A 22,142-nucleotide genomic window follows, 5' to 3' on the forward strand; every position below is an offset into this window, starting at 1 on the left:
TCCACACCGTTGTTATGATTTTTGTTCATCGCGCATCAGCGAAGAAAATGCTACCACGGCAAGCGACATGATGGTGATCGCAAGAAATGAAATTCTCAAGCTTGTTACCTCGGCAATAAATCCGATGATGGGAGGGCCAATGAGAAGTCCCATAAATCCCAGGGAGGAGACCGCAGTCAACGCCGTCCCCGGTGACAGTGTTTTTGATTTTCCAGCAGCACTATACACCAACGGAACGACCGATGAAACGCCCATGCCGATCAAAAAGAATCCGACTAAGGAAGTCATCATTCGAGGCATCAGCACGGCCACCAGCAATCCGATGGTGGTCATCACTCCGCTGGCCTGAAGAATTCTCTTTAACCCAAACCTGCCGGAGAGTCCGTCGGCCATGAAGCGCATGCCGGCCATGGCAATCATAAAGGTGGTGTATCCGAGCCCGGTGAATTCCTCTTCTACATTTACAACCTTGATAAAGTACACGCCGCTCCAGTCAAACATCGCGCCCTCCGCCATCATGGAGCAGAATGCAATGATCCCAAGACCGATCAGCGGCTTGTCGGGCATCGCGAAAAGAGGACGCTTTTCGTCCAGGCCTTCATCCTTCTTGACGAGATAAAACGAGCAGACCACGTTGGCTACCAGAAACACAATGCAGATGAGGACATAGTGTGGAAAGGGAGCAAACCCATTCCCGATCATCCACGTACCCACCGCCGCGCCGGTAAAACCCGCCAGGCTCCACAAGCCATGAAACGACGCCATCAACTTCTTTTTATAAAGACGCTCCACGGCAATGGCCTGTGTATTGATTGAAATGTTGAGAAGATTGGCGAAGAACCCGAAGGAGAATAAACAGAAAAATAATGTCAAGGCATGGGATGCTGTTCCGATGCTCACCAGCGAGAGTGCATACAGAACCGCCGAGAGCACTACGACTTTCTTGCTTCCTACTTTGCCTACAAACCATCCGGCAAATGGAAGGGAAATGAAAAAGCCAACGGGCAGCGCAAAAAGCACCGTCCCCAATGTGGCGGCTGTAAGATTCAAATTTTCCTGGATGCTGGGAATACGCGATGCCCAACTGGCAAAGCACAGCCCATGCATGAAAAAGATGGCCCCAACGCAAATGCGATGCAGGCGCAATGGGAATGAACCGGGTTGCAATTCCTCACCGGCAGGAACGCCGTCGCTCGCTTTGTCAGTAATGTTTAGGGTTGGCGACAGGGCGCCATCAATGGGCTCGATTTCTCTTCTTTCTGCTGTCATGTTTTGCAATATTATGCAACAATAATGGATATAATTGCACAATATTGCAACAAAAAAGTAATTAAATCGCATAATTTGACTTGTTTCGGGCAAAAAAATGCCTTGAAAATGCATAATATTGCAACTATGCTAAAAGAAGAGCGATTTCAGCTGATCCTTAACAAGCTCTCCGAAGATCAGAAAGTGACGCTGAAGACCCTGAGCGAACAGCTCAAAGTCTCGGAGTATACCGTGAGAAGGGATCTCAAAGAGCTGACCGACCAGGGCTTGTTGAAAGCAGTGCGCGGTGGTGCGGTCCCTCACTCGCCGACACCTCATCATTTTGCCGATCGATTGAATTATCAAACGGATGTCAAGCGAGCCATTGCCGAGAAGGCATTGGGCTTGTTGCAGAATGGCCAGGTGGTCGTTTTTGACGGCGGCACAACGGCGATGGCCATTTCCAGCATCCTTCCCCGCGACCTTCACATCACCGTGGTGACCAATAGCTTCCCCATTGTGAATGTGTTGGAGTCCCATCCCAATATCGAGGTATTATTTGCCGGCGGGCGTTTAAATAAAAGCGCGTTCGCATCGATCGGGCACGATACCATTAACTTTTTGAGGAACGTGCGCGCCGATATCTATTTCATGGGGATCTGCAGCATTCACCCAACGATCGGGGTAACCACCATTTACTACGAAGAGAGTGAAGTTAAAAAAGCCATTGTCGAAGTTTCTAAAAAAGTCGTTGCCTTGACACCAAACGAAAGAATCAATACGGCGGAAGCCTTTTTCATATGCCCGGCGACGTCGGTCGATGTGATTATCACAGACGACCAGGGAAAAGAAAGTACGGAAGCGTCTTTTAAAGATTTGGGGATTACGGTGATGTGAGTTCATCAAAACATTCCCCTACCCTCTTGTGTTAAAACGTTGTGAAGAGAACAACAACCGACCCCCGCACGATGGTAGCCCTTATTACGGAAAGTATCGATAAAGGAATGCTCCTCGAAATTCGTTTAAAAAGTACCTCCCGTCACCCCCCATCACTCTACTTTCCCAATGCCATCGAAGATGGTGACATCTTATGCACGCTGCTGCAGCCGGAAACATCCTCCAGAAAGATCCTCATCCGCCTTGGCGAAATAGCATCCTTGTCCTGCCTTGAAGCCGACACGACGAAGTTGCTTCATTAGCCTCTTTCATTTCTTGCTATCATCGCCTCCATTTTCTTCCCTAGCGATTCCGGAGGACTTTAACGGTCACCAGCAATTGACCCGTGTGGCGCATCGTGTGCTCGGCGGCATGGGTGAGCAGACCGATCACCGTTGAAGGTAGTCCGGCGCGACCAACACCTCTGTGATCCGTCAGGTGCTGGTCTCCCATCTCCACAAGGAGTTGAATGGAACGCTCCACTTGATCTCGAAATTTATCCACCAAAAAGCTGGCGGTGAGGTGATCCGTCTCGGCACCCTCCATTTTTAAATAGCGCAGCTGACTTTCATCCAAAGATTTTCCAGCGGCGTAAGTAAACAACCGGTCCAGTACCCCAGTGAGGTGTTGCAAATGAAAGCCCACCGAAGCTACCCCTGCGGGGCGTTGCCAAAGTAACTCGTTTGGGAAGTCGCTCATCAGTGCGCGCAACTCCTCCGTCGCCTGTAAGAGCGCATGGGCGATAGGTTGCAACAGCGGCGGCACATTGGGAAGTGGGCCGCGGAGCCACACTTCGGGTAAAGCAGAAGCCATTTTTCGTAAGGGTTTGTGTTTATGTATTGAGCGACGACCTCTTATTCCTCGAGTACCTTTGCCAGGACCCGGAGCTCAGATCCACCCGGATCGCTTAAACCGGAAGTAGAGTAAGACGCAAATAGCAACGGTAGACGCCAGGACAAACGGGTAGCCCCACGCCCATTGCAGTTCTGGCATGGACTTAAAATTCATTCCATAAATTCCGGCAATCATGGTGGGCACCGCGATGAGGGCAGCCCATCCCGCGAATTTCTTCGCGATCTCGCTCTGCGATATGGTGATCATGGAAAGGTTGGCTTCCAGGGCGGCCGAAAGCAATTCACGCGAGTTATCGACCATTTCATTGATGCGGATCGTATGGTCGTATACATCCCTGAAGTACGGCCGGGTGTCTTCGTCGATGATCTTCAGATCGAAGCGCATCAGGCGGTTACAGATGTCGATGAGGGGCGACACCGATCGTTTCACATCGAGGAGTTGACGCCTGAGTTTGTAGATCTTTACGGTGGTGTCGCGCCTGAACTTTTCATGAAAGATCTTCTCTTCAATGGAGGTAAGATCATCTTCGAGCGTATCGATGACGGGGAAGTATTGGTCCACGATAGAGTCCATCAGGGCATAAAGCGCAAATGCGGGCCCCCTTCGCAAAAGCTGGGGTGTGCTTTCGCACCGGGCGCGCACATCCGCATAACTAATGGTGGACCCGTGCCGGATGCTGACGATGAAATTGTGTCCTACGAAAAAATGCGTTTCCCCCAGTTCAACCCGCTTGCCTTTCATTTGCACGGTGCGGAGCACAATGAAAAGCGTGTCGCCATAGGTTTCGATTTTTGGCCGCTGATGCGCACGAAGGGCATCTTCGATGGCGAGCTCATGGAGGCCAAACTCTTTCTTTATGATTTTGAGCATGGCTTCATCGGGCTCCTCCAACCCTATCCAAACAAAACGATTCGGCTTTTTCAACACTTCGTTGATATCTGCGATGGCCACTTTTGTGACCCTGCAGCCTTCGTGGTATTCGGCGCAGTCGACGATCATGGATAAGGTGGGCGTTGGTCTTGTTAAATTTAAAGAAAATATGTCGCCTTCGCTAAGGCTACAAGCGACCGGGGATGATACGAAAACCATAATTTGCTATCGTATTTCCTGGGATAAGCACGGAAGTTTTGCGTTCTTCATATTTAAAATCCCAACCCCTTATGATGAAGAAAATTTTCACGGTCGCATGCCTGGCCCTGTCACTGGCCGCGTATGCTCAAAAGATCAAAATTGTTGAAGGAAGCCTGGCCCCTTTGAAAGGTCAAAAGTCTGTCTTCGCCCAGTTCACGTACAACGACATGCTGATTGGTGCAAAAGGCATCCCCGAGAAGGAATACCTCGAGAAAAGAAAAAGCGAGCTTAACGAAAAAGAGCCTGGCCGCGGCGACAAGTTTGCGGAATCCTGGGTGACCGACCGCAAGGAACGTTTTGAGCCGCAATTCCGGGAATTGTTTAACAAATACTCGGACATGTCATCCGTTGATGAGAAGGCACAATACACCATCATCTTCCACACCACCCGCACCGAAGTGGGATTCAACGTAGGGGTAGCGAGCAAACCTGCCTATATCGATGCTGAAGTAACAGTGGTTGAAACGGCCAACCCCTCGAAAGTAGTTGCCAAGATCACGATCATTAAGGCGCTGGGCTACCAGGCCATGGGTTATGACTTCGAGACCGGCGTGCGTTTGACGGAAGCTTATGCTAAATCGGGCAAGGAGCTTGGGAAGCTTATCGTGAAGGAGGCGAAGTAAATCAGCTCTGCTAAGGCTAAGGCGACCAGATTAACGCGACCAGACTGAAACAATCTTATAACCCCCTGTAGAAAAATAAAAAGGGACTGCAATTACTTGCAGTCCCTTTTTGTGCTATCCACCACGTTGATGTAAACAAAGCGGCTTTCGCCCTCTGACTGTTCTTAGATCTTTACGAAGTACGGCAATTCCGATACTGGCGCTTTCAGCGTGATCGTCTTGGGCCCCGAAATCACTTTGTTGTCGATCATGTTACGCCATTTTCCTTTCGGCAACATCACGGTTCTCGTATTCTCACCATTGAGAATCGGCGCAACCAATATTTCACTTCCCAGCATAAATTGATCGTTCACCTGGTCTAGTCCCTGGCCGGGGAATTCATAGGCCATCATCCTTACAATGGGCTCGCCGGTTTTTGTCGCGTCTTCCGACAGCTTCAAAATAGTAGATGTATACTTCGAGCGAAGCGCAATAGCTTTCTTTACGGCGTCGAGGTGTGCAGCATCGAGGATTCTCCAGGGAGCGACGGAGAATTGCATCATGGGCATCAGGGCGTGGACTTGGGCTGACCTTACGATGAGATCCTGATTGATAGCCTTCAGGTTTACAAATGATCCCATCTCACCGCCGCCAATCATGTCCGGGCAAGTGAACGGATAGCCCATGATGCCCTGTAATAAAATATCGGGGATGAGGAGCTTCAGGTCGTCCCAGCTATGATTTTTATCCCTCAGGCGCTGCGCCAACGGTTGTCCACCCATCTTCCACGTGGCCCTGTATTCGTTGAGGGGATAGTCGAGTCCTATTTTCGCGAACAGTGTGGCATGTTCGTTGGGAGAAACGGGCCGGTCTCCATGGACATCGACGTAGAACTCAGGGTCGCCGGCATCAAACTTAAAGCCATCGATCTTGTGCGTCTTCATCAACGATCCAAGTTGTTCATGAAACCATTTCACAGCGTTGGGATCGGTGAGATCGAGCACGGCACTGGCGCCGTTCCACCATTTTACAAGTTTTGGGTAACCCTCTGCATCGGTTAACAATGCATTGCCCTGCTGAAGTTTTCTGAACGTCTCCGAGTCGGGGCTCACAAACGGGCATACCCAAAGCATTACCTTGAAGCCCCAGGCATGGAGCGTATCGACCATCGCCGTTGGGTTTGCAAATCTGGCCGGATGAAACCTCCACGTGCCGTAGTCTTCCTGCCAATTGTCGTCGATCATGATAACACCGGGCGGAAAACCGTTGTCCTTTATGGCTCTGGCATAATTTCAATACGTCTTCCTGGTTTTGATTATAGAGCAGCTCGATCCAGGTGTTGTATTGGGGATTTGAAAACAAGAATTTTGCCGGGGCAAGTCCCGAGGGTGGAAAGAAGGACTTGCTGGCATACAGGTAAGCATCCTTCAAGGTGTTGCCGGCATGAAAGGTCTTGAATTCGCCACCCGGCTTCTTCAACACGATAGTTTTATTTTTACAATCGATCGTGAACGCATCGTCAGACCACACTACATTTCCCTTGTTCGAAAGCAGTAGCGGCTGCGCCTGGTTGCCGTAGAGATTATTGAAAAGGCTGGCATGGTATCCATCCGAAAGGGGCATCAGGTTGCCATGATTGATCACGCCGCTCCACCACAATTCTCCATCGGCCGAAGCCAATTGAAGCCTCACCGAATCCTGAGATTTGGCGCTGTGGCGGGTAAGGATCAAAGCAAGAACAATTACAGCATACGCTGTTCTCCTATGAAATTTCATTCGGTGGTGGCTTGCTATTTCATTTTCATCGCCACCGGATCCCAAGTCATTATTTTCTTCGAGAGATAGCTTTCGTTACAAGCCAGGGCCGGTGCTGCCGCTCTGAATCCAAATTCGGCGTCCTCCACTACGGTTTTGCCGGTTCTTATCGCGTCGAAGAAATTGGTGAAGTGGTCGACATGATCGCTATAACCTTCGGGGACTTTGAAAATGATATCCTCCTTTGTTTTTCTTTTTCTCTGCTCGGGCGTCCATTTTGCATCGAACTCTTTTTGCATTTCGTCCTGCATGCTTTTTGAGAAAGTGAAAAGTGAATCGTAGCCGCCAAACCCCGGTGCTTCGGGCATGAGGCTGTGTTTTACGGTAATGTTGTTTCCATTCACTTCGATAACGCCTTCGGAGCCCACCAGGCGAATGACTTCATGTCCACCGGTGCCGCTGATGAAGTTCACTTGCAGCGTGAGTTGGAAGGCATTGTGTTCTTTGCTATCGGGGTACTGCATGACGCCCGACATGACATCCGGCAAATTGCGGCCATCTTTCCAATAGCTGAATTGGCCTGTACTGAAAATAGTCTCCGGTCCTTTGGAGTTGGTGATGAAATGGGTTCCGCTGAGCAAGTGTATGAACAAGTCGCCGGCCACACCGGTGCCTACTTCCTTAAACGCTCTCCACCAAAAGAACTTCTTGGCATCGAACGCCATTTTCTCTGTGGCTTCGATAAATTTATCCCAGTTGGTGGTTAAGGCACTGGCATCTTTGGGAATGGTATATTCCCATGCTCCGATCGAGCTTTGTCGGTCGTATACGGCATTCACCATATTGAGTTTGCCGATCTCTCCGGCAGCCAGCAATTCCTTGGCTTTTGCATAGCCGATGCTGCTCACGCGTTGACTGCCCACTTGAAATACTTTCCCCGATTTTTTAGCAGCGTCCACCACGGGCTGGCCTTCGCTGATCTTATACACCATCGGTTTCTCGCAATACACATGTTTGCCTTTTGCCAGGGCGTCTAAAGCAATGCGCGCATGCCAAACATCGGTGGTGCAGATCAATACGGCGTCGATGTCTTTTCTGTCGAGCAGGTCTTTATAGTTGATGGTTGTGTACAGGTCCTTGCCGTGTAATTCTTTTGCATTTTCCAGGCGGCCGGTGTAGAGATCACAAATCCCTGCCAATTCCACTCCAGGCACTTTAAGCGCCGAGTTCAAATCAAAATGTCCTTGAACGCCATAGCCAATCACGCCTATTCTGACTTTGTCTCCGGCAGAAATTTTTCTTTCATATCTTAGGATGCGCTCTTCGGCTTTTGCCTTCGCAGCAAGCGACGACAGTGGTGATGCGCCTAACGCCAATCCGGTTGCGCCAATTTGCTGGAGGAATTTTCTTCTTGATCTGGATGTATCGTTTCCCATAAGACTTATTTGTTATTTCAGTTTTTGGTTGGTTTAAGACGTAAGGCTAAGTATAACACTTTTCGGAAATAAATCAATTATATTTTTGATTAGCGGTGCGGGCAGCACAGACATCCACGGCAGGGGTTCTGGCCAATTCAACATTATTATTCTGCTGCCATCCTAAAATTTGTATTTTGCAATGAACGTCATCCACATCCTATGTCGTATGAGTATTTTTTACAGGCCCATCTCTTGGGCGAAGATCAGCCCATTTCAACGGCCATGATTGTCCAGGTATTTGCGCCTTATATTACCCATCGGGAAGAAGCCTTTATGGACCTGGAGTTTGATGACAGCCATCAGTGCACGGTCTATCTCGATCAGGAGTCGCCCACGACAAGCCACATGACGATTAGCCGGCCGTGCGACGACCAACGGCTGGGAGCGTGCATTTATGAAGTGATGCAGTTGGGAAATTTTGTCTTCTTTGAGCCGGATGGCAAGCATCCTATTCTACTGACTCCAGGTGCCCTTGAGCATATGCCTCCGGACATGATCGACTCGTTGGGGGATCCTGTTATTGCCCGCAACAAGGAGGAGTTTCTAGAGTTCTATTTTAATAATCGCTGAGTCTATCGTTGGCAGCGCGTGCACCGTGCTGCCAACGACACACCCTTATAAGCCCTCCGGCCGGTGATAGGAACAGAAATCCGCCAACTGGTGGACCGCCCCGACCTCCGAGAGGGTCGCCGAGAAAATATGCTACAAAAGGATCATCTCCGTTTATAACACTTCAACATATCCATCCGTCCCATTCACCCGGATGCGCTGCCCGTCTTTGATCAGTTTGGTCGCATTCTCCACACCGACAACGGCGGGCAAACCATATTCTCGTGCGATCACCGCTCCATGGGTCATCAGTCCTCCCACTTCGGTGACCAGGCCTTTTATGGACACAAATAAGGGGGTCCAGCTAGGGTCAGTAAACGGGGTGACTAATATATCTCCATCTTCTATGTCAGCATCTTCCATGTTTAAGATGACGCGTGCTCGTCCCTCTATCACTCCCGAAGAAACCGCCAGCCCTGCGATGGCTTCGGCTGGGAGATTTTCTCGCTTGTACGCACCAGCGACGATCTCACCATCAGACGTCATAACCCGCGGGGGCGTTAGTTTTTCATAAAGTTTGTACTCGTCTTTTCGTTGGCTGATAACCTGGTAGTCCATCCGGTAGCTATCGGGTTTATGCGTGCGTACGACTTCGCGAAGTTCTTCAAAAGTGAGATAGTAGATATCTTCCTTTTCATGAATAACACCGGCTTGCACAAGTTGCTCGGCTTCTTTCAGTACAGCCTGCTTATAAACGAGATAGCGCCTGACGATGCCGTATTTCGGGTATTCACGATATCCAGCGTAATTCCGGACAAGCTCGATCATTCGTCTTGTTTCTTCAGCTTTCTGTTCACCATCCGGCAATTGCTTCAATCGCTCCAATAGCTCCTGCTCTTTTTTCAAAGCTTCCTGCAGGCCTTGCTCGAATTTTCGCTTGCCTTCATTGGGCTCGAAGTTCTTGATGTTGCTGAGAATAAGGGGAACCAGTGTGATTGGTTTTTCGCTCCAACGGGTTTTAGTAATATCGATTTCTCCGCTACACCGCATACCGTATTTGTCGAGATAATTACGGATCGCATCTCTGGTCTTCTGACCACCGTCAAACTTGACCAGGTCATCCAAAAAGTTATCGTCTTTTACCGCGACACGTTGGGATAAATAATTAATTATTTCCGGATAGGGACGAATCACATCGGCGACATCCAATAATGCCAAACCCATTTCCGAGGTAACATTGTTGGGTACAGATTGAGCAATCGTGTCTGCTGCATTTTTCTCGCCTAACCATTCGTTCATTTTTTCATTGATCCATGCCGAAGCATTCATACCCGTCATGATCACCCCAAAACTCCGTTGGTCAGAATTTGCCTTCTTTAATTGCTGAATATCTTCAAGGATAAAATCAAACAGATCTGATCCTGATTGGGTTTGGATGTTTTGCTTTAACAACGCCACGGCTGCTTGATTAGCGCTGATCAAATCAGAAACGATGTTTGGATCATATTCGTTTAAGGCTTGATAATTCGGCATTGGCGCAGCTTTATTACCTTCTGCGGCACTCGGGTCTTTTTTAGCATCGGGCGACCATTTGATAAAACCTTCCCTCCCTACAACATTTGTAAGCGCGTCTTTTATGAGCGGGTCGAACTTACCCAGAACATCTATCATCGTTGTTCTGCCCGCAGGCCAAGCCAGCATCGGTGCAACATCAACAAACAGTCTTCCACCCGCTACACGCATAAAAGCAGGGGTCATTAAAAGCCAAAAAGACAATCCCAGTGGTTTCATGGCATCCGTCATCATTTGTTGATGACCGACAGACAGGTAGACATGATTTTCCCGATCGTCTGCTTCAGGGACGGGAAATAATGTGGTGATGGGCCGGCTCTGAACAATATAAATCCGATAGCCACCGGATGCCTGGCTGCGCCCCGGGCGGGCATCATCAACCAAACACCATTCGATGTCCTGGGGACGGCCGAAATGCGCTTCGATCTTTCGACCCATGTGCTCAAGTTGTAGGATCTGCTCGTCCGTCAGCGTGGATTTGTTTTGCTGTGCGGGTTCAATCTCTTGTTGTTTCGTGCCGCCATCTTTTAAAGCATAAATAGCCAGTTTCTTCGTGGATATTTTCTTATCGATGATCTTGCCGTTGCTCACCTTATAGATATCAGCATTCACCAGGCCGGAGACCAGGGCCTCGCCCAGTCCGAAGCTCGCATCAATAGACAACACTTTTCTATTGGACGTAACCGGGTCGGCCGTAAACAAAATTCCTGCTGCCTGTGGGAAGACCATCTTCTGTACCACCACAGACAGGTGGACTTTACGATGATCGAAGCCGTTTTGAAGGCGATAGATAACCGCGCGCTCGGTGAATAGCGATGCCCAACACTTGCTGATATGCTTTAGGATGGACGCGCTCCCGATGATGTTCAGGTAGGTATCCTGTTGGCCTGCAAAAGAAGCTGTCGGCAGATCTTCCGCCGTGGCGCTGGAACGCACGGCATAAGCATTTTCTTCACCGAGCTCCTTAAGATGACGCATGATCTCATTGGCAATAGCTTCCGGGATGGCTATTTCTTCGATCGCCTTCCGGATCTCTGCACTGGTTTCACGAACACCGTTCCGATCATCTGCTTTTAAATTGGCCAGCTGATCTAGCAGCGAGTGAAACCCTTCGCTGTTCGCAACCATCTCCTTATAGGCTTCCGTAGTAACGCAAAAGCCCTCGGGCACGGGCACACCGGCAATCCGGGATAGCTCTCCCAGGTTGGCGCCTTTGCCTCCGACAACAGCAAGCTTTGTTTTATCGATTTGCTGAAAATCAAGTATGTAGGTGGTCTTATTTTTCATGGGTTATCCTGTTTTGTGATTATTTAGTATTGAGTCTATCGGTTGTCTCGTTCATGATCTCAATGGCTTTTAAAAAATAGGTTTCAATGACCTTGATTTCCTTGTCCGAAAATGAAGCGAGGAGTTTCTCTGACTTACTCCGGTATTCTTTATACAGCGGCACGAAAAGCGTCATGATCTTTTCAGTGTTGGGTTCAATGATCACCTTCCGCCGGTCGTCCTCGGCAAATCGCCTTTTCACGAGCTTCTTCTTTTCAAACCGGTCGATCAAACCGGTAACGGCTCCTGTAGTTAGTCCTGTTAAACTGGAAAGTTCGCCGGCGGTCATTTGGCCCTTTTCCATTAAAAATCCCAGGTATTTATGGTCTGTCCCGGAAAGCCCTGCCTTTCGGGCGACGGCTTCGTGCATCTGGATGGAGGTGTAGGCGTGTTGCTGGTTCAATTTTCGTACGCGTTTGATGGTCTCGGTGTCCATAATTATATCTTAGTAAGTAATTATCTTAGTAACAAAGATAATATGAATTTTAACTCTGATCCAAATAATTTGTGCAGATTTTGAGGACGTGTTGCTGAAAACAATCCCTAAATCAGATGAAATCGGGAGGTGTGCCTATTCCAAAACGTTTGTATATTGGATCATTCTGGTTGTTCCTTAGCTTTGTTAACCTTCAATAATTAGCACTGGATGGCTATCCTCACTCCCCAATCAAAAACCAACCCCTTCCTTCGGCAATCTGAATTTCATCTCAGCCCGTCCTCGGTATGGTTCTTCATTTTTTTAGGCGTAGCGGCGTGGCTTTTGAATGTTGGGACGCAGATGGTCTTCCCATCCCAAAATTTGTTACCCTATATTATCCGTACAACCGTGTTAGCACTTACCGTTGTGCTGACTACCGTTGGAAGCATTCGTCTTCTGAAACAAAATCACCTCCCTGCTGAGGCTTTGGGATTAGGCATTTCGGTAAGGTCATTGCTTAATTTTTTGTTAGGCGCTTGTATCAGCGTCATTTTCCTGCTACTCATAGGGACCGTGTTATACCTTTTTGTTCCATTTCATTTCACCGCCGGGGCGCTGAGTGGTATACAGGTCATTAAAGAATGCTATTCTTATTTCTGGGGAAATTTTTTAGAAGAACTGATATTTCGTGGCTTTCTTTTGATCGTGCTCAGCAACCTCATCGGGTGGCGTAGGGCCGTATGGGTGATGGCGCTACCCTTCGCGTTATTTCATCTTCCCGGGATTGGATTCGGTATGGAAGCTCTAAAAATGATGGTCACCAGTTCCGTCGGTGGACTGCTATTTAGTTATGCCTTTACTGCAACCAGCTCATTGTGGACAGCCATCGGTGCGCATGTTATGGGTAATATTTTATTACATACCCTTACGGGATTGGATGGGGCCGGTAGAGCGATGTTTCAGCCTTCTTTCGAGGATAAGTTTCCGGTGGGGTATGATGCAAACTTCCTGACATTTACAATAGCGGGGGCAATCGTAGCGTATCCTCTCTTTGTGCTTGCCAAAAAAAGATTGGAAGGTAGCACGGGGTCGGTATGATGACAAGCAAAAGAGGCTGCCTCTTTGAGACAGCCTCTTCATTCATCCGCCAGGCGAGTGATCTTCTCTGATCGCTATTGATTCTTCAGAAAACCTGTATTCGCTTTGCCGTCAACATAGCACGAGTTGATGGCATCGAGCACGGTGGTCATTTGGGACGCGGTGTAACTCGAAGCACAACCTCCAAGTACTTTCTCCGCTTCAGCTAAGACTTGTGCTACGGTCCAGCCCTTAAAATCACCGGACGTGACGACCGAATTAGCGAGCTTCGTTGACGAGGCGCCGAAGTCTTCGTCCCATGCATCGAAGGTGACGGAGAGTTTGAGGGCAACGACATGCATGGCCAGCGTATTCTTCGGATTGTTGCTATCCTTTGGTTTTTCCGTCGGGTTCAAATAGCTCTTGGTCAATACCGACGGTGTACCGCCTGAAGGCAAACCGTCGGTAATGGCCTGCGCAGACGTAAACGTTATGGTATAGTTACAGCCCACCACCAATCCTGCGGGGAACGCAGCGCCAAAATTCTTGTGTAAATACGTTCCCGGGTTGTTACCATTCGGCGGGGCGCCCCAGCCACCCGGAGTTTGGGTGCGCAGGTTCTTGTCGTCGGGTTCACTACAGGAGCAATACTCCTTATTCAATGTTGTGGTGAGCAACTCGAGTTGACTCGTACTGGGATTGTATCGGGAAACCGTGACGATCTCATCGATACATCCGCATTCCGGCAGATCCTTTAAAGGTATGACCAGTGTGAACTCGCGCACCTCAGGGCTCTGTGGAAAGGATTCGAAGTACGGGTAATCGGAAAAGGGTGGTATGCTATTGCAATCCCCGGCAAACACTCTGAAATCATATAGAAACCATTCCATTCCCGTGAGGTCGTAATGCAGGGTAATGTTTGTTTGATCGACCGTTATCTCAACGGACCCGACCACCAGGTCATTCGCCAGTAGCGGAAGGATATGGGTTTCTCCACAATTAATGCCGGTTTCGGTTGTCCTTGCATTGGCGCCGTTGAACTTGTGAAGAATGATGGTTTCTTTGGACTTTGAGGTGTCCTTGAAAAGATCGCCATTTTGGTTTTCCTGGCATCCCAGCGCGAGAAAAACCATTGAAAAAAGCCAACTAAGTCTTTTCATGATTTTTGCAGTTTAGGTTTAGGTCTCTATATAATTTACGCATAAAAATGCCGTGAAATTGACCGGTTTGACTTTCGACCTTGCGAATTATAATCAATCGTCCACAACCGATTGAATTTTGATTTTATGCGCTTTTATTGCCCGGAACAGGCGTGCGCATAACAATGATTTTCTGTTTTTTTTGAAAAATGCAGCAACCGCATTTATGGACGTATGTTTACACTCATTTCGACCCTTCAGGGTGAAATTAATCACGCCTTATATTATGGCCGTGATAAAGAGGTGTATCGCTGTAACCACGTCAACATTTTTGACATCCCTGGATATTCTTTCATGGAGAACATCCTATTCCCGCGCAAAGGGAAGTTTATCCGATTGAACTCCTCTGGAGGGAGACTCCATACACCTGTGGCATCTGAAATGGATTGCATTGACATAAATTTCCTTCCAGTCATTACCAGCCTTACCCGTGCGTGTAAAAATTAGAGACAAATCGTTGAATCCCGACGAATACCGACTCGCTTAAAGCATAAATAAATTACTTTTATATTCATCCCAATCGACTGCTTAAAGTATTCGTAGTGGGCTTATAAACTCAAAATAAGATTATGAAATCATTATCAAGATTTGTTCTGTTGACGCTTGCCGTTCTCTCTGCGGCGTGCACCAAATCAAAAATTCAAAATCTGGTACCCGATAAGGACAACGGGGGCATTACTCTACCCGAGAAGTTCGGCGCCGTGGTGGTGGTCGATACCCTTGGACGGGGAAGGCATATGGCCATTGCTTCCAATGGAGACATCTACCTGCATCTTAGCAAGCTTGCCCTGGATGGAAAGGGAATTATTGCCTTGCGCGATACCTCCGGCGATGGACGCGCGGATGTCATGAAGGGATATTCCAACGTTACCGGCACCGGCATTGAACTGCACAACGGCTACCTGTATTATGCAGATGAAACCCATGTCTTTCGAAGCAAGATGACCGAGGGAGAATTGTTGCCCACCGAAGCGCTCGACACGCTGGTAACCATGGTGGACGGCGTAGGGCACATGGCAAAGACCTTTACATTCGATGATAAAGGTGGTATGTATGTGAACATCGGCTCCACCAGCAATTGCTGCGAAATAAATTTGCGCATGCCCCACACCGCGGGCGACGATCCGTGTAAGGAACTGGAAACCCGGGCCGGCATCTGGAAATTTGATGACAATACCCTTGGCCAAAAACAAGACCTTAAATTCCGTTACGCGACGGGAATCCGAAACGCGGTTGCGCTCACCTGGAATGCCAGTGCTGGCCGACTGTTTGCCCTTCAGCACGGAAGAGATGATCTCCATCGCTACTGGCCGGAATTTTATACCGAAGATCAAAACGTGGAACTCCCTTCGGAGATATTCTTCGACCTCGAACAAGGCGACGACATGGGTTGGCCTTATTGCTATTACGATCACATCCAGGGCAAGAAATTCCTGAACCCGGAATATGGCGGCGATGGCGTGAAGAGCGACCGCTGTGAAAAAGCCAAAGCACCGTTGCTCGGCTTCCCGGGACACTGGGCTCCCAACGATGTGTTGTTCTATAAAGGCGATCTCTTCCCCGAAAAATACAAGCAAGGAGCTTTCATTGCTTTTCACGGAAGCTGGAACCGGCTGGGTCACGAGCAGCAAGGTTTTAAAGTGGTCTTCGTTCCCATGAAAGACGGAAAACCGTCGGGCCAATACGAAGTCTTTGCGGATGGATTCATTGGACCACAGCCCATCACCAATCCCGGCAACGCGTTCTTTCGTCCCTGCGGCTTGGCCGAAGGTTCCGACGGGTCGCTCTACATTTCCGACTCACAGCATGGACGCATCTGGCGCATTGTGTATTACAAGGATGGCATTGAGAAAACAGCCGATCGCGTGCTGTTCAAACCCGAAGTGCAGAAAGAGGAAGAAGCCGTCCCCAACGAAATGGTCGCCGGACAAACCGTCTACAACACGTATTGTGCGCCTTGTCACCAACGCGATGGCAAAGGAGCACCGGGCATGAATCCGCCCCTAGCCGGCGTTAACCTCGTGACCGGAAACAAAACGGCTTTGATCAATATTATCTTGAACGGCTATGACAAGAAAGACAAGATCAACGGCGAAACTTATCAGAATGTTATGCCGCCGCACAGTTGGCTGACCGATCAGCAGATCGCGGATGTGCTGACCTACATTCGAAAATCGTTTGGCAACAAAGCCGATGAAGTTAAAGTGGACGAAGTAACAAAGACCCGGGCCGCAGCGGGAAAAGCGGGAGCCAAGTAACTTGAAGACAGCGAAATATTCTGGCAACTTCTTACTCGCGATAGCATGACGGAAAACTTGTTCTCCTACGGCACCTTGCAACTGGAATCTGTTCAGCTGAGCACTTTTCATCGCTTATTGCAGGGCCGCAAGGATGCCATCATCGGCTATTCACTTTCCTATATCGAAATTGTCGACGAGGAAGTGCTTGCTAAAAGCGGGCTAACGCATCATCCCATTTTATATCATAGTGGAAAAGCAGAGGACGAAGTAGAAGGAATGGTCTTTAGCGTTACGAAGGAAGAGCTTCTACAGGCAGACGAATATGAAGTCGATGATTACAAAAGAGTAGCCGTTCCGCTTAAGTCGGGAGGTTTGACTTGGGTGTATGTGGCTGTCTGACCGATCGCAAAATCGGGATTAAAAGATCATTGCGAGAACTGCTTGTGTTTACCTAAATTTGGTTGGGCCGCAACGGTCACCTGTCAGATGCATCGTCTGCTAGCGACCGTTGCACGCCCCGAACCAAAGCTCCACCATGCTAAAAACACTCCCCTACCGGTATCGCGTACTCATCTTACTCTTCTTTCTGATCCTCATCACCTATCTCGATCGCGTCTGCATTTCGCTGGTGGGTGTCCGCATAAAATCGGAGTTCAATTTAAGCAACGAAGAATTCGGTTGGGTGCTGGCTGCGTTTTCACTGGCCTATGCGTTGTTTGAAATTCCTTCCGGCATATTGGGCGACCGCATCGGGCAGCGCGCGGTGTTGATGCGCATTGTCATCTGGTGGTCGATATTCACCGTACTCACGGGAGCTACTTCAGGGTTAGTGTCGCTGATTGCTGTTCGGTTTCTGTTTGGCGCGGGCGAGGCCGGGGCGTTTCCAACCAGTTCGGGAGTAGTGTCGCGGTGGTTTCCCGTGAATGAAACCGGACGAAGTTTATCCGCCTTGTTTGTCGGACAAAATGCGGGTGCGGCGCTGGCTCCCCTCATCGTCATTCCCATAGCTGCGGCGTTTGGATGGCGCGCGAGTTTCATGATCAGTGGCATCATCGGCTTGCTTTGGGTGGCGGTGTGCTTCGCCTGGTTCAGGAACAATCCCTCGGAGATGAAAGGCATTTCCGAAGCAGAGCAAAAGCTCATTGAAGACAACCGGCGTTTTGTGACAGAGCGGCCGGTGTTCCCCTGGAAAAAAGCACTCACCAACCGAAGCCTGCTGGCACTGATCGGCGCGTTCTTTTGTTCGCAGTGGGGCCTGTATTTTTTTATCGCCTGGATGCCCGTGTACTTGCAAGAGGGACGGCACTTTCAGGAAAGTGAAATGAAAATGATCACCTTCTATACATTTATTTTCGGGATCGTCGGCGCGCTATCCGCCGGTTTTCTCAGCGACTGGTGGGTGAAACGCAAGGGCTTGCTTTGGGGCCGGAGGGTCATTGGGGTGCTGGCGTTGAGCCTGATGGCCATTTCTTTTTTAGCGGCCGCGCTCACGCCGAACAATGTGTTGGTAGTGATCTGCCTCTATAGCGGACTACTCTTTTATCCTTTCAACGTCATCGCCTCTTTTGCGACGTGTGTCGACATTGGGGGCGACCGCGTGGGCACCGTGGTGGGAATGATGAATTTCTTTGGACAGACGGGAGCATTTTTCCTGGTCATCCTTTTTGGAAAGATCGTCGATGTTACGCACAGCTTTAATGCGCCACTGTTTGTGTTGGCAGGCGTGTTGTTTGTGGGAAGTATGTTGTGGTTATGGGTGAATCCGTTTAAATCTATCAAGGCAAGCTGAGTTCAGGAGCCAGTGGTAGTGGTAGTAGTAGTAGTAGTAGTAGTAGTAGTAGTAGTAGTAGTAGTAGTAGTAGTAGTAGATAAAATATTATATCTTCACCAGGACAATACCAATTCGGAATGACCAGGATTTATTTTACGTTGATAACCCTATCTATACTGAACAGTTGTGCCGGACAAGGACCGGTATTAGAGAAACACGAATCACCTTCCGGTCGATACACACTTGAGATAATGCTGGGCGACAAGGCTAATCCGAGGGATAAGTATGGGTTGATGTTTCGATTGATTGATAAGGAGAAAAAACAGTTGGACTACATAAGAACCGGTTCTTCGGATGTAATGAAATGGGCTGTCACCTGGTATAATGATACAACCATTGTCCTTGATAGCCACGACATCGGGTCCTACGGATGGACCGTGAACGAAAAGGGAAAACTCATTTCAGTCACCAGTGTTGAAAGGCCCATGGAAGACGCGGCCGTCGAAGCCTTTAAGAAAAAGTACGGGAAACATGGCCTACAACATTGACCGCGCATTTGGCGCATTCGAACGGCTCCTACCCTATTGACCGTGTTAATGAACTGATTTTTTGACTCAGGGGCTCGCAGGCAAATAGGTCATGCCTGCAGAGGCCAGATTTAATCAATTTCTCCCAGTCTAACCCAATTAAACGAATCGGACATTCTTTGATCATTGATGAAATCCATCACTATCGCCCAAGCCTCTTCACGCGTACGATAGCATATCGTAGGTATGCGCATAGCTTCCGTTCCAACAACGTGCTCAACATATCGATCATCCTTTAAAGGGGTGCCTTTGTGGAGCGGGACAAATTCGATGTCGTAGTAAATAAAAAAACCGTAGGGTTCGTCAAAAAAGAAAATGAGCCACAATTCACGCTTATCTTTTTTGGTTACAAGCGCAGAATCTCCGGTTGATTCGCTGGACCAATAATCCGCCGTGTATTCAAAAATTACTTTTTTAAGAAATTCTAAACTTGGATTTGGGATTTCCTCACCCAATGGTGAATTGTATTGCATTTGATTTTCCATACACGCTTTATTCGATAGCCTTCATTGCCAACTTCAAAGTTACCTCATTCTTATCTTCACATGGCGAGTTTTTTTTAGTTCTTGAATACCCCCGATACCGGGGGTTATTTTTTTCATTTATAACAATTTGATAACAACGATTCGCGATCCACCGACACAGGTCGTTGTTAAATTTGGTTATACCAAAAACGTTATGATAATGCTAACAACATCTTTTCAAAATTTCTCTCTGTCGCCGCCCGACTGCTCGCCACCACCGCCACCTCACTCGCGTATTGCTGTTCACATTCGTAACAAAATCTGCGAAAGCACACCACAAGATTGCCGCTGCTGCACACCTGTGTAGTTCATTCCGTTCACTCCGCTTTTTCCTCTGATGCCGCCCTGATGCAACGTAGCACTTTGCGCATGGAGGCAAAAACACGTTTCGTTTATTCTAAAATGTAAACCAAAAAAGTTATCTATGAAAACATTTTTACTGTCTGCGTGGTTGTTGTTGCTTTCAACAACCTGCGCTTTGTGTGCGGTGACCGTTACTTTTAAAGTAAACGGTTTAACAAGTTTTGATGTACCCCTGCCGAATGGATCGAGTAATATGTCTTATACCATCGATATGTCGAAGCCGCATACGCAGGCGATCGGCGATGGTTGGATTTATCTTTACGTCAAACCAGCCAATGGCACGGCCGTACGCCTTACCCTTGGGGAATTCGTTCCAGCCAGTTCCTGGAACCCGTCGGGGTCCAACGATATTTTCAGCGGCAGCTATGTTTTTGGTATCATGCCGGGCCAGCTCGACTACAAGAACGGCGTCGTCTATGCGCAGTTCGAGGAGAATACAACCGGAATTAATACCAAAAGCGCCGATGTTACGGCGCGTATTCCGGTGTATGAGAATATCATTACCGCGCCTTCCAAAACACTGTTTGAAGGTGCTGGCGACCCCGGCGCGATTACTGGCAATTTGCCAAAGGGCGGCACGGGCTCGTACACCTACCAGTGGGAGTCCAGCACTACCAGCTCATCCTCCGGGTACAGCAATATTTCGGGGGCTACCAGCATGAGCTACGATCCACCGAGTTTTAGCGCGCCCACCACGACGACCACCACCTACTACCGCCGCAAGGCTACCTCTGGAGGCGTCACGGCCAACAGCAACGTTGTGTCCATTACCAAATCGCCAGCACCGCTTGCCAACAACACCATCTCCTACGCGGGGACGGCCACGTTTACTGACTCGGGCGACCCTACCACCATAAGCGGCTCCACACCCAGCGGTGGCAGCGGGAGCTTTGTATACCAATGGCAGTGGGCCAACCTGGCCAACCCATCGGGTTTTACGGACATAGCGGGCGCTACCGGCCAACACTATGATCCGCCTGCCGTTTCGATCACCCAGTATTTCAGACGCAAGGTCACCTCGGGTGGCTCGTCAAGCTTTAGCAATGTGATCACCATCACCATTCAGCGCGCGGGCACGACGATGGCCAACCCGATCGACCTCGGCAATTTCAATATGTGCAGCTACTACAGCGCCATGTCGTACAACTTTCCCGAATACGGCTACGGCAACGAGTATGGCAACCAAACCGACGACGTGTTTCACAAGTTCAATCTCACCGCCGAGGCAAAAGTGTCGATCATGAACTGCAAGCAGGACGGTGTGTCGGGCACCATCGCGCTGTTGAATGCTTCCGGTAATGTGGTGCCATACAGCGCGTTTTTGTTCTCGTGCGATGTAGGCGTTGAACTTGTCTACTTCCTTCAGCCGGGTGTCTACTATGTAGTGAGCGAAGGCAATGGCGGCTTTGATGACACGAACTATTTACCACTGGCGATCAGCGCGGTTCCGATCTTTACAACGTCATCGGATGTGACCATCGCGGCAGGCAACTCAACCACGTTGCAGGCGTTTGGCACTGGCGTCACCTACGCATGGTCGCCGGCAACAGGGCTAAGCTCAACCACGGGTGCGAGCGTCGTAGCCTCCCCTATCGTAACCACAACCTATATGGTGAGGGCCATCTCGCCCAACGGCTGCGACGATTTTAAATACATTACCGTCAACGTAACAGGATCGCCCGGCAGCACGTTTGCCAACCCCCTGGCTGTTAACGTCGGAGGTTGCGGCTATACTTCACCGTTCCTTGACCCTACAGGTTACGGAAACGACTACGGCGGACCGTCTGAAGATATCTATTTCAAATTCACGTTGGCCAGCGCGTCGGAGGTTTCCATGTGGATCTGGACCGGACAAAATAATTTACACCTTGTGCTGTTGAACAGCGCGGGAACGTTCGTGGACGAGCAATACTATTCATGGGTCGACTCCGGCGATGACGCTGGAACGTACGTTCTCGTGTTAACCGACGGCACCCCGCTGAAACCCACGCTGGCGGCCGGCACATATTACCTGGTGGTCGAAGGATCAAATGGCAATTTGCCCTTTGGCGTTGTCATCGAAACACCCACCGGCTACAGTTGCCGCAAGGCTACCCAGCAAACCAAGGAATCGCTCCACGGTGGAACACAACCGGCGACCGTGGCATCCGCCGAAACGGCCGGCACACTGATCGAGCCGGAGACAGAAGAATCGGACGCTACCGTCTACCCCAACCCTGTAAAAGATCTTGTAACACTTTCTTTTAAGCAAGACGGACCCGCCACGGTTCATTTCATGACCAGCAGCGGCATGAGCGTGAAGCAGGCAACCACGGAGGGAAAATCGCCGACGATAAACGTAAGCGACCTGCCCACAGGTTTGTATCTGTTGAAGATCGTTCAAGGCTATTCCGTGTATCGCAAAAAGCTATTGATTGAAAAGTAACCCTTCGCCAGAATCAGGCGGGCTTTACCGTGAGCAGTAAAAGGCAAAGATTGGAAGGGCAGCGGCGTGCTGCCCTTCTTTTTTGT

General features: G+C 49.3%; 19 protein-coding genes. 10 read left to right on the forward strand and 9 right to left on the reverse strand.

The features are described from left to right. Positions 1-12: 12 nt before the first annotated feature. Entirely contained in the window at positions 13-1,269 is a 1,257-nt protein-coding gene (locus D4L85_RS30725) for an MFS transporter (protein WP_119757950.1), read from the reverse strand. 126 nt (positions 1,270-1,395) lie between these two features. On the opposite strand from D4L85_RS30725, the gene D4L85_RS30730 reads away from it, so the two are divergent. Together D4L85_RS30730 and D4L85_RS30735 are read left to right on the forward strand one after the other, a co-directional pair. Continuing rightward, positions 1,396-2,145 carry a DeoR/GlpR family DNA-binding transcription regulator gene (locus tag D4L85_RS30730; RefSeq protein ID WP_119759011.1) on the forward strand — a complete coding sequence of 250 codons (750 nt, stop codon included), beginning with the start codon at positions 1,396-1,398 and terminating at the stop codon, positions 2,143-2,145. Positions 2,146-2,186: 41 nt separating this feature from the next. Next, on the forward strand, positions 2,187-2,447 hold the full coding sequence (locus tag D4L85_RS30735) for a hypothetical protein (RefSeq protein WP_160144105.1): 261 nt from the start codon (positions 2,187-2,189) through the stop codon (positions 2,445-2,447). Positions 2,448-2,487: 40 nt separating this feature from the next. Here the strand turns inward: D4L85_RS30735 and D4L85_RS30740 are convergent, their stop codons facing one another. Together D4L85_RS30740 and corA are read right to left on the reverse strand one after the other, a co-directional pair. Then, positions 2,488-2,997 (reverse strand): DinB family protein, encoded by a 510-nt coding sequence (locus D4L85_RS30740; RefSeq protein ID WP_119757952.1) that lies wholly within the window; start codon positions 2,995-2,997, stop codon positions 2,488-2,490. A gap of 75 nt (positions 2,998-3,072) precedes the next feature. Beyond that, entirely contained in the window at positions 3,073-4,038 is a 966-nt protein-coding gene (gene corA, locus D4L85_RS30745) for a magnesium/cobalt transporter CorA (protein WP_228450681.1), read from the reverse strand. A gap of 161 nt (positions 4,039-4,199) precedes the next feature. Between corA and D4L85_RS30750 the strand changes: the two genes are divergently transcribed. Further along, positions 4,200-4,793, forward strand: coding sequence for a hypothetical protein (locus tag D4L85_RS30750; protein WP_119757954.1), 594 nt, complete (start codon positions 4,200-4,202; stop codon positions 4,791-4,793). Positions 4,794-4,957: 164 nt separating this feature from the next. Here D4L85_RS30750 and D4L85_RS30755 read toward each other — a convergent pair whose 3' ends face one another. Both D4L85_RS30755 and D4L85_RS30760 read right to left on the reverse strand, forming a co-directional pair. Then, the gene (locus D4L85_RS30755) at positions 4,958-6,016 is read right to left on the reverse strand and encodes a glycoside hydrolase family 31 protein (protein WP_119757955.1); all 1,059 of its coding nucleotides are present in this window, start codon (positions 6,014-6,016) and stop codon (positions 4,958-4,960) included. Positions 6,017-6,562: 546 nt separating this feature from the next. Next, the gene (locus D4L85_RS30760; RefSeq protein WP_119757956.1) at positions 6,563-7,963 is read right to left on the reverse strand and encodes a Gfo/Idh/MocA family protein; all 1,401 of its coding nucleotides are present in this window, start codon (positions 7,961-7,963) and stop codon (positions 6,563-6,565) included. Between the two features lie 201 nt (positions 7,964-8,164). Here D4L85_RS30760 and D4L85_RS30765 point away from each other — a divergent pair, with 201 nt between their 5' ends. Then, a complete protein-coding gene (locus D4L85_RS30765) occupies positions 8,165-8,575 on the forward strand; it encodes a hypothetical protein (RefSeq protein ID WP_119757957.1) in 411 nt (136 codons plus the stop codon). A gap of 153 nt (positions 8,576-8,728) precedes the next feature. Here D4L85_RS30765 and ppsA read toward each other — a convergent pair whose 3' ends face one another. Next, complete coding sequence (gene ppsA, locus D4L85_RS30770) at positions 8,729-11,413, reverse strand: phosphoenolpyruvate synthase (protein WP_119757958.1); 2,685 nt, start codon at positions 11,411-11,413, stop codon at positions 8,729-8,731. Positions 11,414-11,432: 19 nt separating this feature from the next. Next, positions 11,433-11,888 (reverse strand): MarR family winged helix-turn-helix transcriptional regulator, encoded by a 456-nt coding sequence (locus D4L85_RS30775; RefSeq protein ID WP_119757959.1) that lies wholly within the window; start codon positions 11,886-11,888, stop codon positions 11,433-11,435. A 210-nt stretch (positions 11,889-12,098) separates the two neighbouring features. Here D4L85_RS30775 and D4L85_RS30780 point away from each other — a divergent pair, with 210 nt between their 5' ends. Beyond that, positions 12,099-12,968, forward strand: a complete 870-nt coding sequence (locus D4L85_RS30780; protein ID WP_119757960.1) for a CPBP family intramembrane glutamic endopeptidase — start codon at positions 12,099-12,101, stop codon at positions 12,966-12,968. Between the two features lie 74 nt (positions 12,969-13,042). Here D4L85_RS30780 and D4L85_RS30785 read toward each other — a convergent pair whose 3' ends face one another. Then, complete coding sequence (locus D4L85_RS30785) at positions 13,043-14,107, reverse strand: hypothetical protein (RefSeq protein ID WP_160144106.1); 1,065 nt, start codon at positions 14,105-14,107, stop codon at positions 13,043-13,045. A 608-nt stretch (positions 14,108-14,715) separates the two neighbouring features. On the opposite strand from D4L85_RS30785, the gene D4L85_RS30795 reads away from it, so the two are divergent. The 4 genes from D4L85_RS30795 (at position 14,716) to D4L85_RS30815 (ending at position 18,705) form a co-directional block, all read left to right on the forward strand. Continuing rightward, on the forward strand, positions 14,716-16,404 hold the full coding sequence (locus D4L85_RS30795) for a PQQ-dependent sugar dehydrogenase (RefSeq protein WP_119757963.1): 1,689 nt from the start codon (positions 14,716-14,718) through the stop codon (positions 16,402-16,404). Between the two features lie 45 nt (positions 16,405-16,449). Next, positions 16,450-16,785, forward strand: coding sequence for a gamma-glutamylcyclotransferase family protein (locus D4L85_RS30800; protein ID WP_119757964.1), 336 nt, complete (start codon positions 16,450-16,452; stop codon positions 16,783-16,785). 136 nt (positions 16,786-16,921) lie between these two features. Next, entirely contained in the window at positions 16,922-18,175 is a 1,254-nt protein-coding gene (locus D4L85_RS30805) for an MFS transporter (RefSeq protein WP_119757965.1), read from the forward strand. Between the two features lie 119 nt (positions 18,176-18,294). After that, positions 18,295-18,705 carry a hypothetical protein gene (locus tag D4L85_RS30815; protein ID WP_119757966.1) on the forward strand — a complete coding sequence of 137 codons (411 nt, stop codon included), beginning with the start codon at positions 18,295-18,297 and terminating at the stop codon, positions 18,703-18,705. 110 nt (positions 18,706-18,815) lie between these two features. On the opposite strand, the gene D4L85_RS30820 is transcribed toward D4L85_RS30815, so the two are convergent. Beyond that, the gene (locus D4L85_RS30820; RefSeq protein WP_119757967.1) at positions 18,816-19,229 is read right to left on the reverse strand and encodes a hypothetical protein; all 414 of its coding nucleotides are present in this window, start codon (positions 19,227-19,229) and stop codon (positions 18,816-18,818) included. Positions 19,230-19,692: 463 nt separating this feature from the next. On the opposite strand from D4L85_RS30820, the gene D4L85_RS30825 reads away from it, so the two are divergent. Further along, positions 19,693-22,056 (forward strand): T9SS type A sorting domain-containing protein, encoded by a 2,364-nt coding sequence (locus D4L85_RS30825; RefSeq protein ID WP_119757968.1) that lies wholly within the window; start codon positions 19,693-19,695, stop codon positions 22,054-22,056. The last annotated feature ends 86 nt before the right edge of the window (positions 22,057-22,142 follow it).

Source organism: Chryseolinea soli, assembly GCF_003589925.1.
Classification (GTDB): Bacteria; Bacteroidota; Bacteroidia; order Cytophagales; family Cyclobacteriaceae; genus Chryseolinea; species Chryseolinea soli.

Bases quoted from the DNA above. Each gene is read 5' to 3' on its own strand.
- D4L85_RS30725 (WP_119757950.1), bottom strand. From the start codon at position 1,269: ATGACAGCAGAAAGAAGAGAAATCGAGCCCATTGATGGCGCCCTGTCG.
- D4L85_RS30730 (WP_119759011.1), top strand. From the start codon at position 1,396: ATGCTAAAAGAAGAGCGATTTCAGCTGATCCTTAACAAGCTCTCCGAA.
- D4L85_RS30740 (WP_119757952.1), bottom strand. From the start codon at position 2,997: ATGGCTTCTGCTTTACCCGAAGTGTGGCTCCGCGGCCCACTTCCCAAT.
- corA (WP_228450681.1), bottom strand. From the start codon at position 4,038: ATGATCGTCGACTGCGCCGAATACCACGAAGGCTGCAGGGTCACAAAA.
- D4L85_RS30750 (WP_119757954.1), top strand. From the start codon at position 4,200: ATGATGAAGAAAATTTTCACGGTCGCATGCCTGGCCCTGTCACTGGCC.
- D4L85_RS30755 (WP_119757955.1), bottom strand. From the start codon at position 6,016: ATGATCGACGACAATTGGCAGGAAGACTACGGCACGTGGAGGTTTCAT.
- D4L85_RS30760 (WP_119757956.1), bottom strand. From the start codon at position 7,963: ATGGGAAACGATACATCCAGATCAAGAAGAAAATTCCTCCAGCAAATT.
- D4L85_RS30765 (WP_119757957.1), top strand. From the start codon at position 8,165: ATGTCGTATGAGTATTTTTTACAGGCCCATCTCTTGGGCGAAGATCAG.
- ppsA (WP_119757958.1), bottom strand. From the start codon at position 11,413: ATGAAAAATAAGACCACCTACATACTTGATTTTCAGCAAATCGATAAA.
- D4L85_RS30775 (WP_119757959.1), bottom strand. From the start codon at position 11,888: ATGGACACCGAGACCATCAAACGCGTACGAAAATTGAACCAGCAACAC.
- D4L85_RS30780 (WP_119757960.1), top strand. From the start codon at position 12,099: ATGGCTATCCTCACTCCCCAATCAAAAACCAACCCCTTCCTTCGGCAA.
- D4L85_RS30785 (WP_160144106.1), bottom strand. From the start codon at position 14,107: ATGAAAAGACTTAGTTGGCTTTTTTCAATGGTTTTTCTCGCGCTGGGA.
- D4L85_RS30795 (WP_119757963.1), top strand. From the start codon at position 14,716: ATGAAATCATTATCAAGATTTGTTCTGTTGACGCTTGCCGTTCTCTCT.
- D4L85_RS30800 (WP_119757964.1), top strand. From the start codon at position 16,450: ATGACGGAAAACTTGTTCTCCTACGGCACCTTGCAACTGGAATCTGTT.
- D4L85_RS30805 (WP_119757965.1), top strand. From the start codon at position 16,922: ATGCTAAAAACACTCCCCTACCGGTATCGCGTACTCATCTTACTCTTC.
- D4L85_RS30815 (WP_119757966.1), top strand. From the start codon at position 18,295: ATGACCAGGATTTATTTTACGTTGATAACCCTATCTATACTGAACAGT.
- D4L85_RS30820 (WP_119757967.1), bottom strand. From the start codon at position 19,229: ATGGAAAATCAAATGCAATACAATTCACCATTGGGTGAGGAAATCCCA.
- D4L85_RS30825 (WP_119757968.1), top strand. From the start codon at position 19,693: ATGAAAACATTTTTACTGTCTGCGTGGTTGTTGTTGCTTTCAACAACC.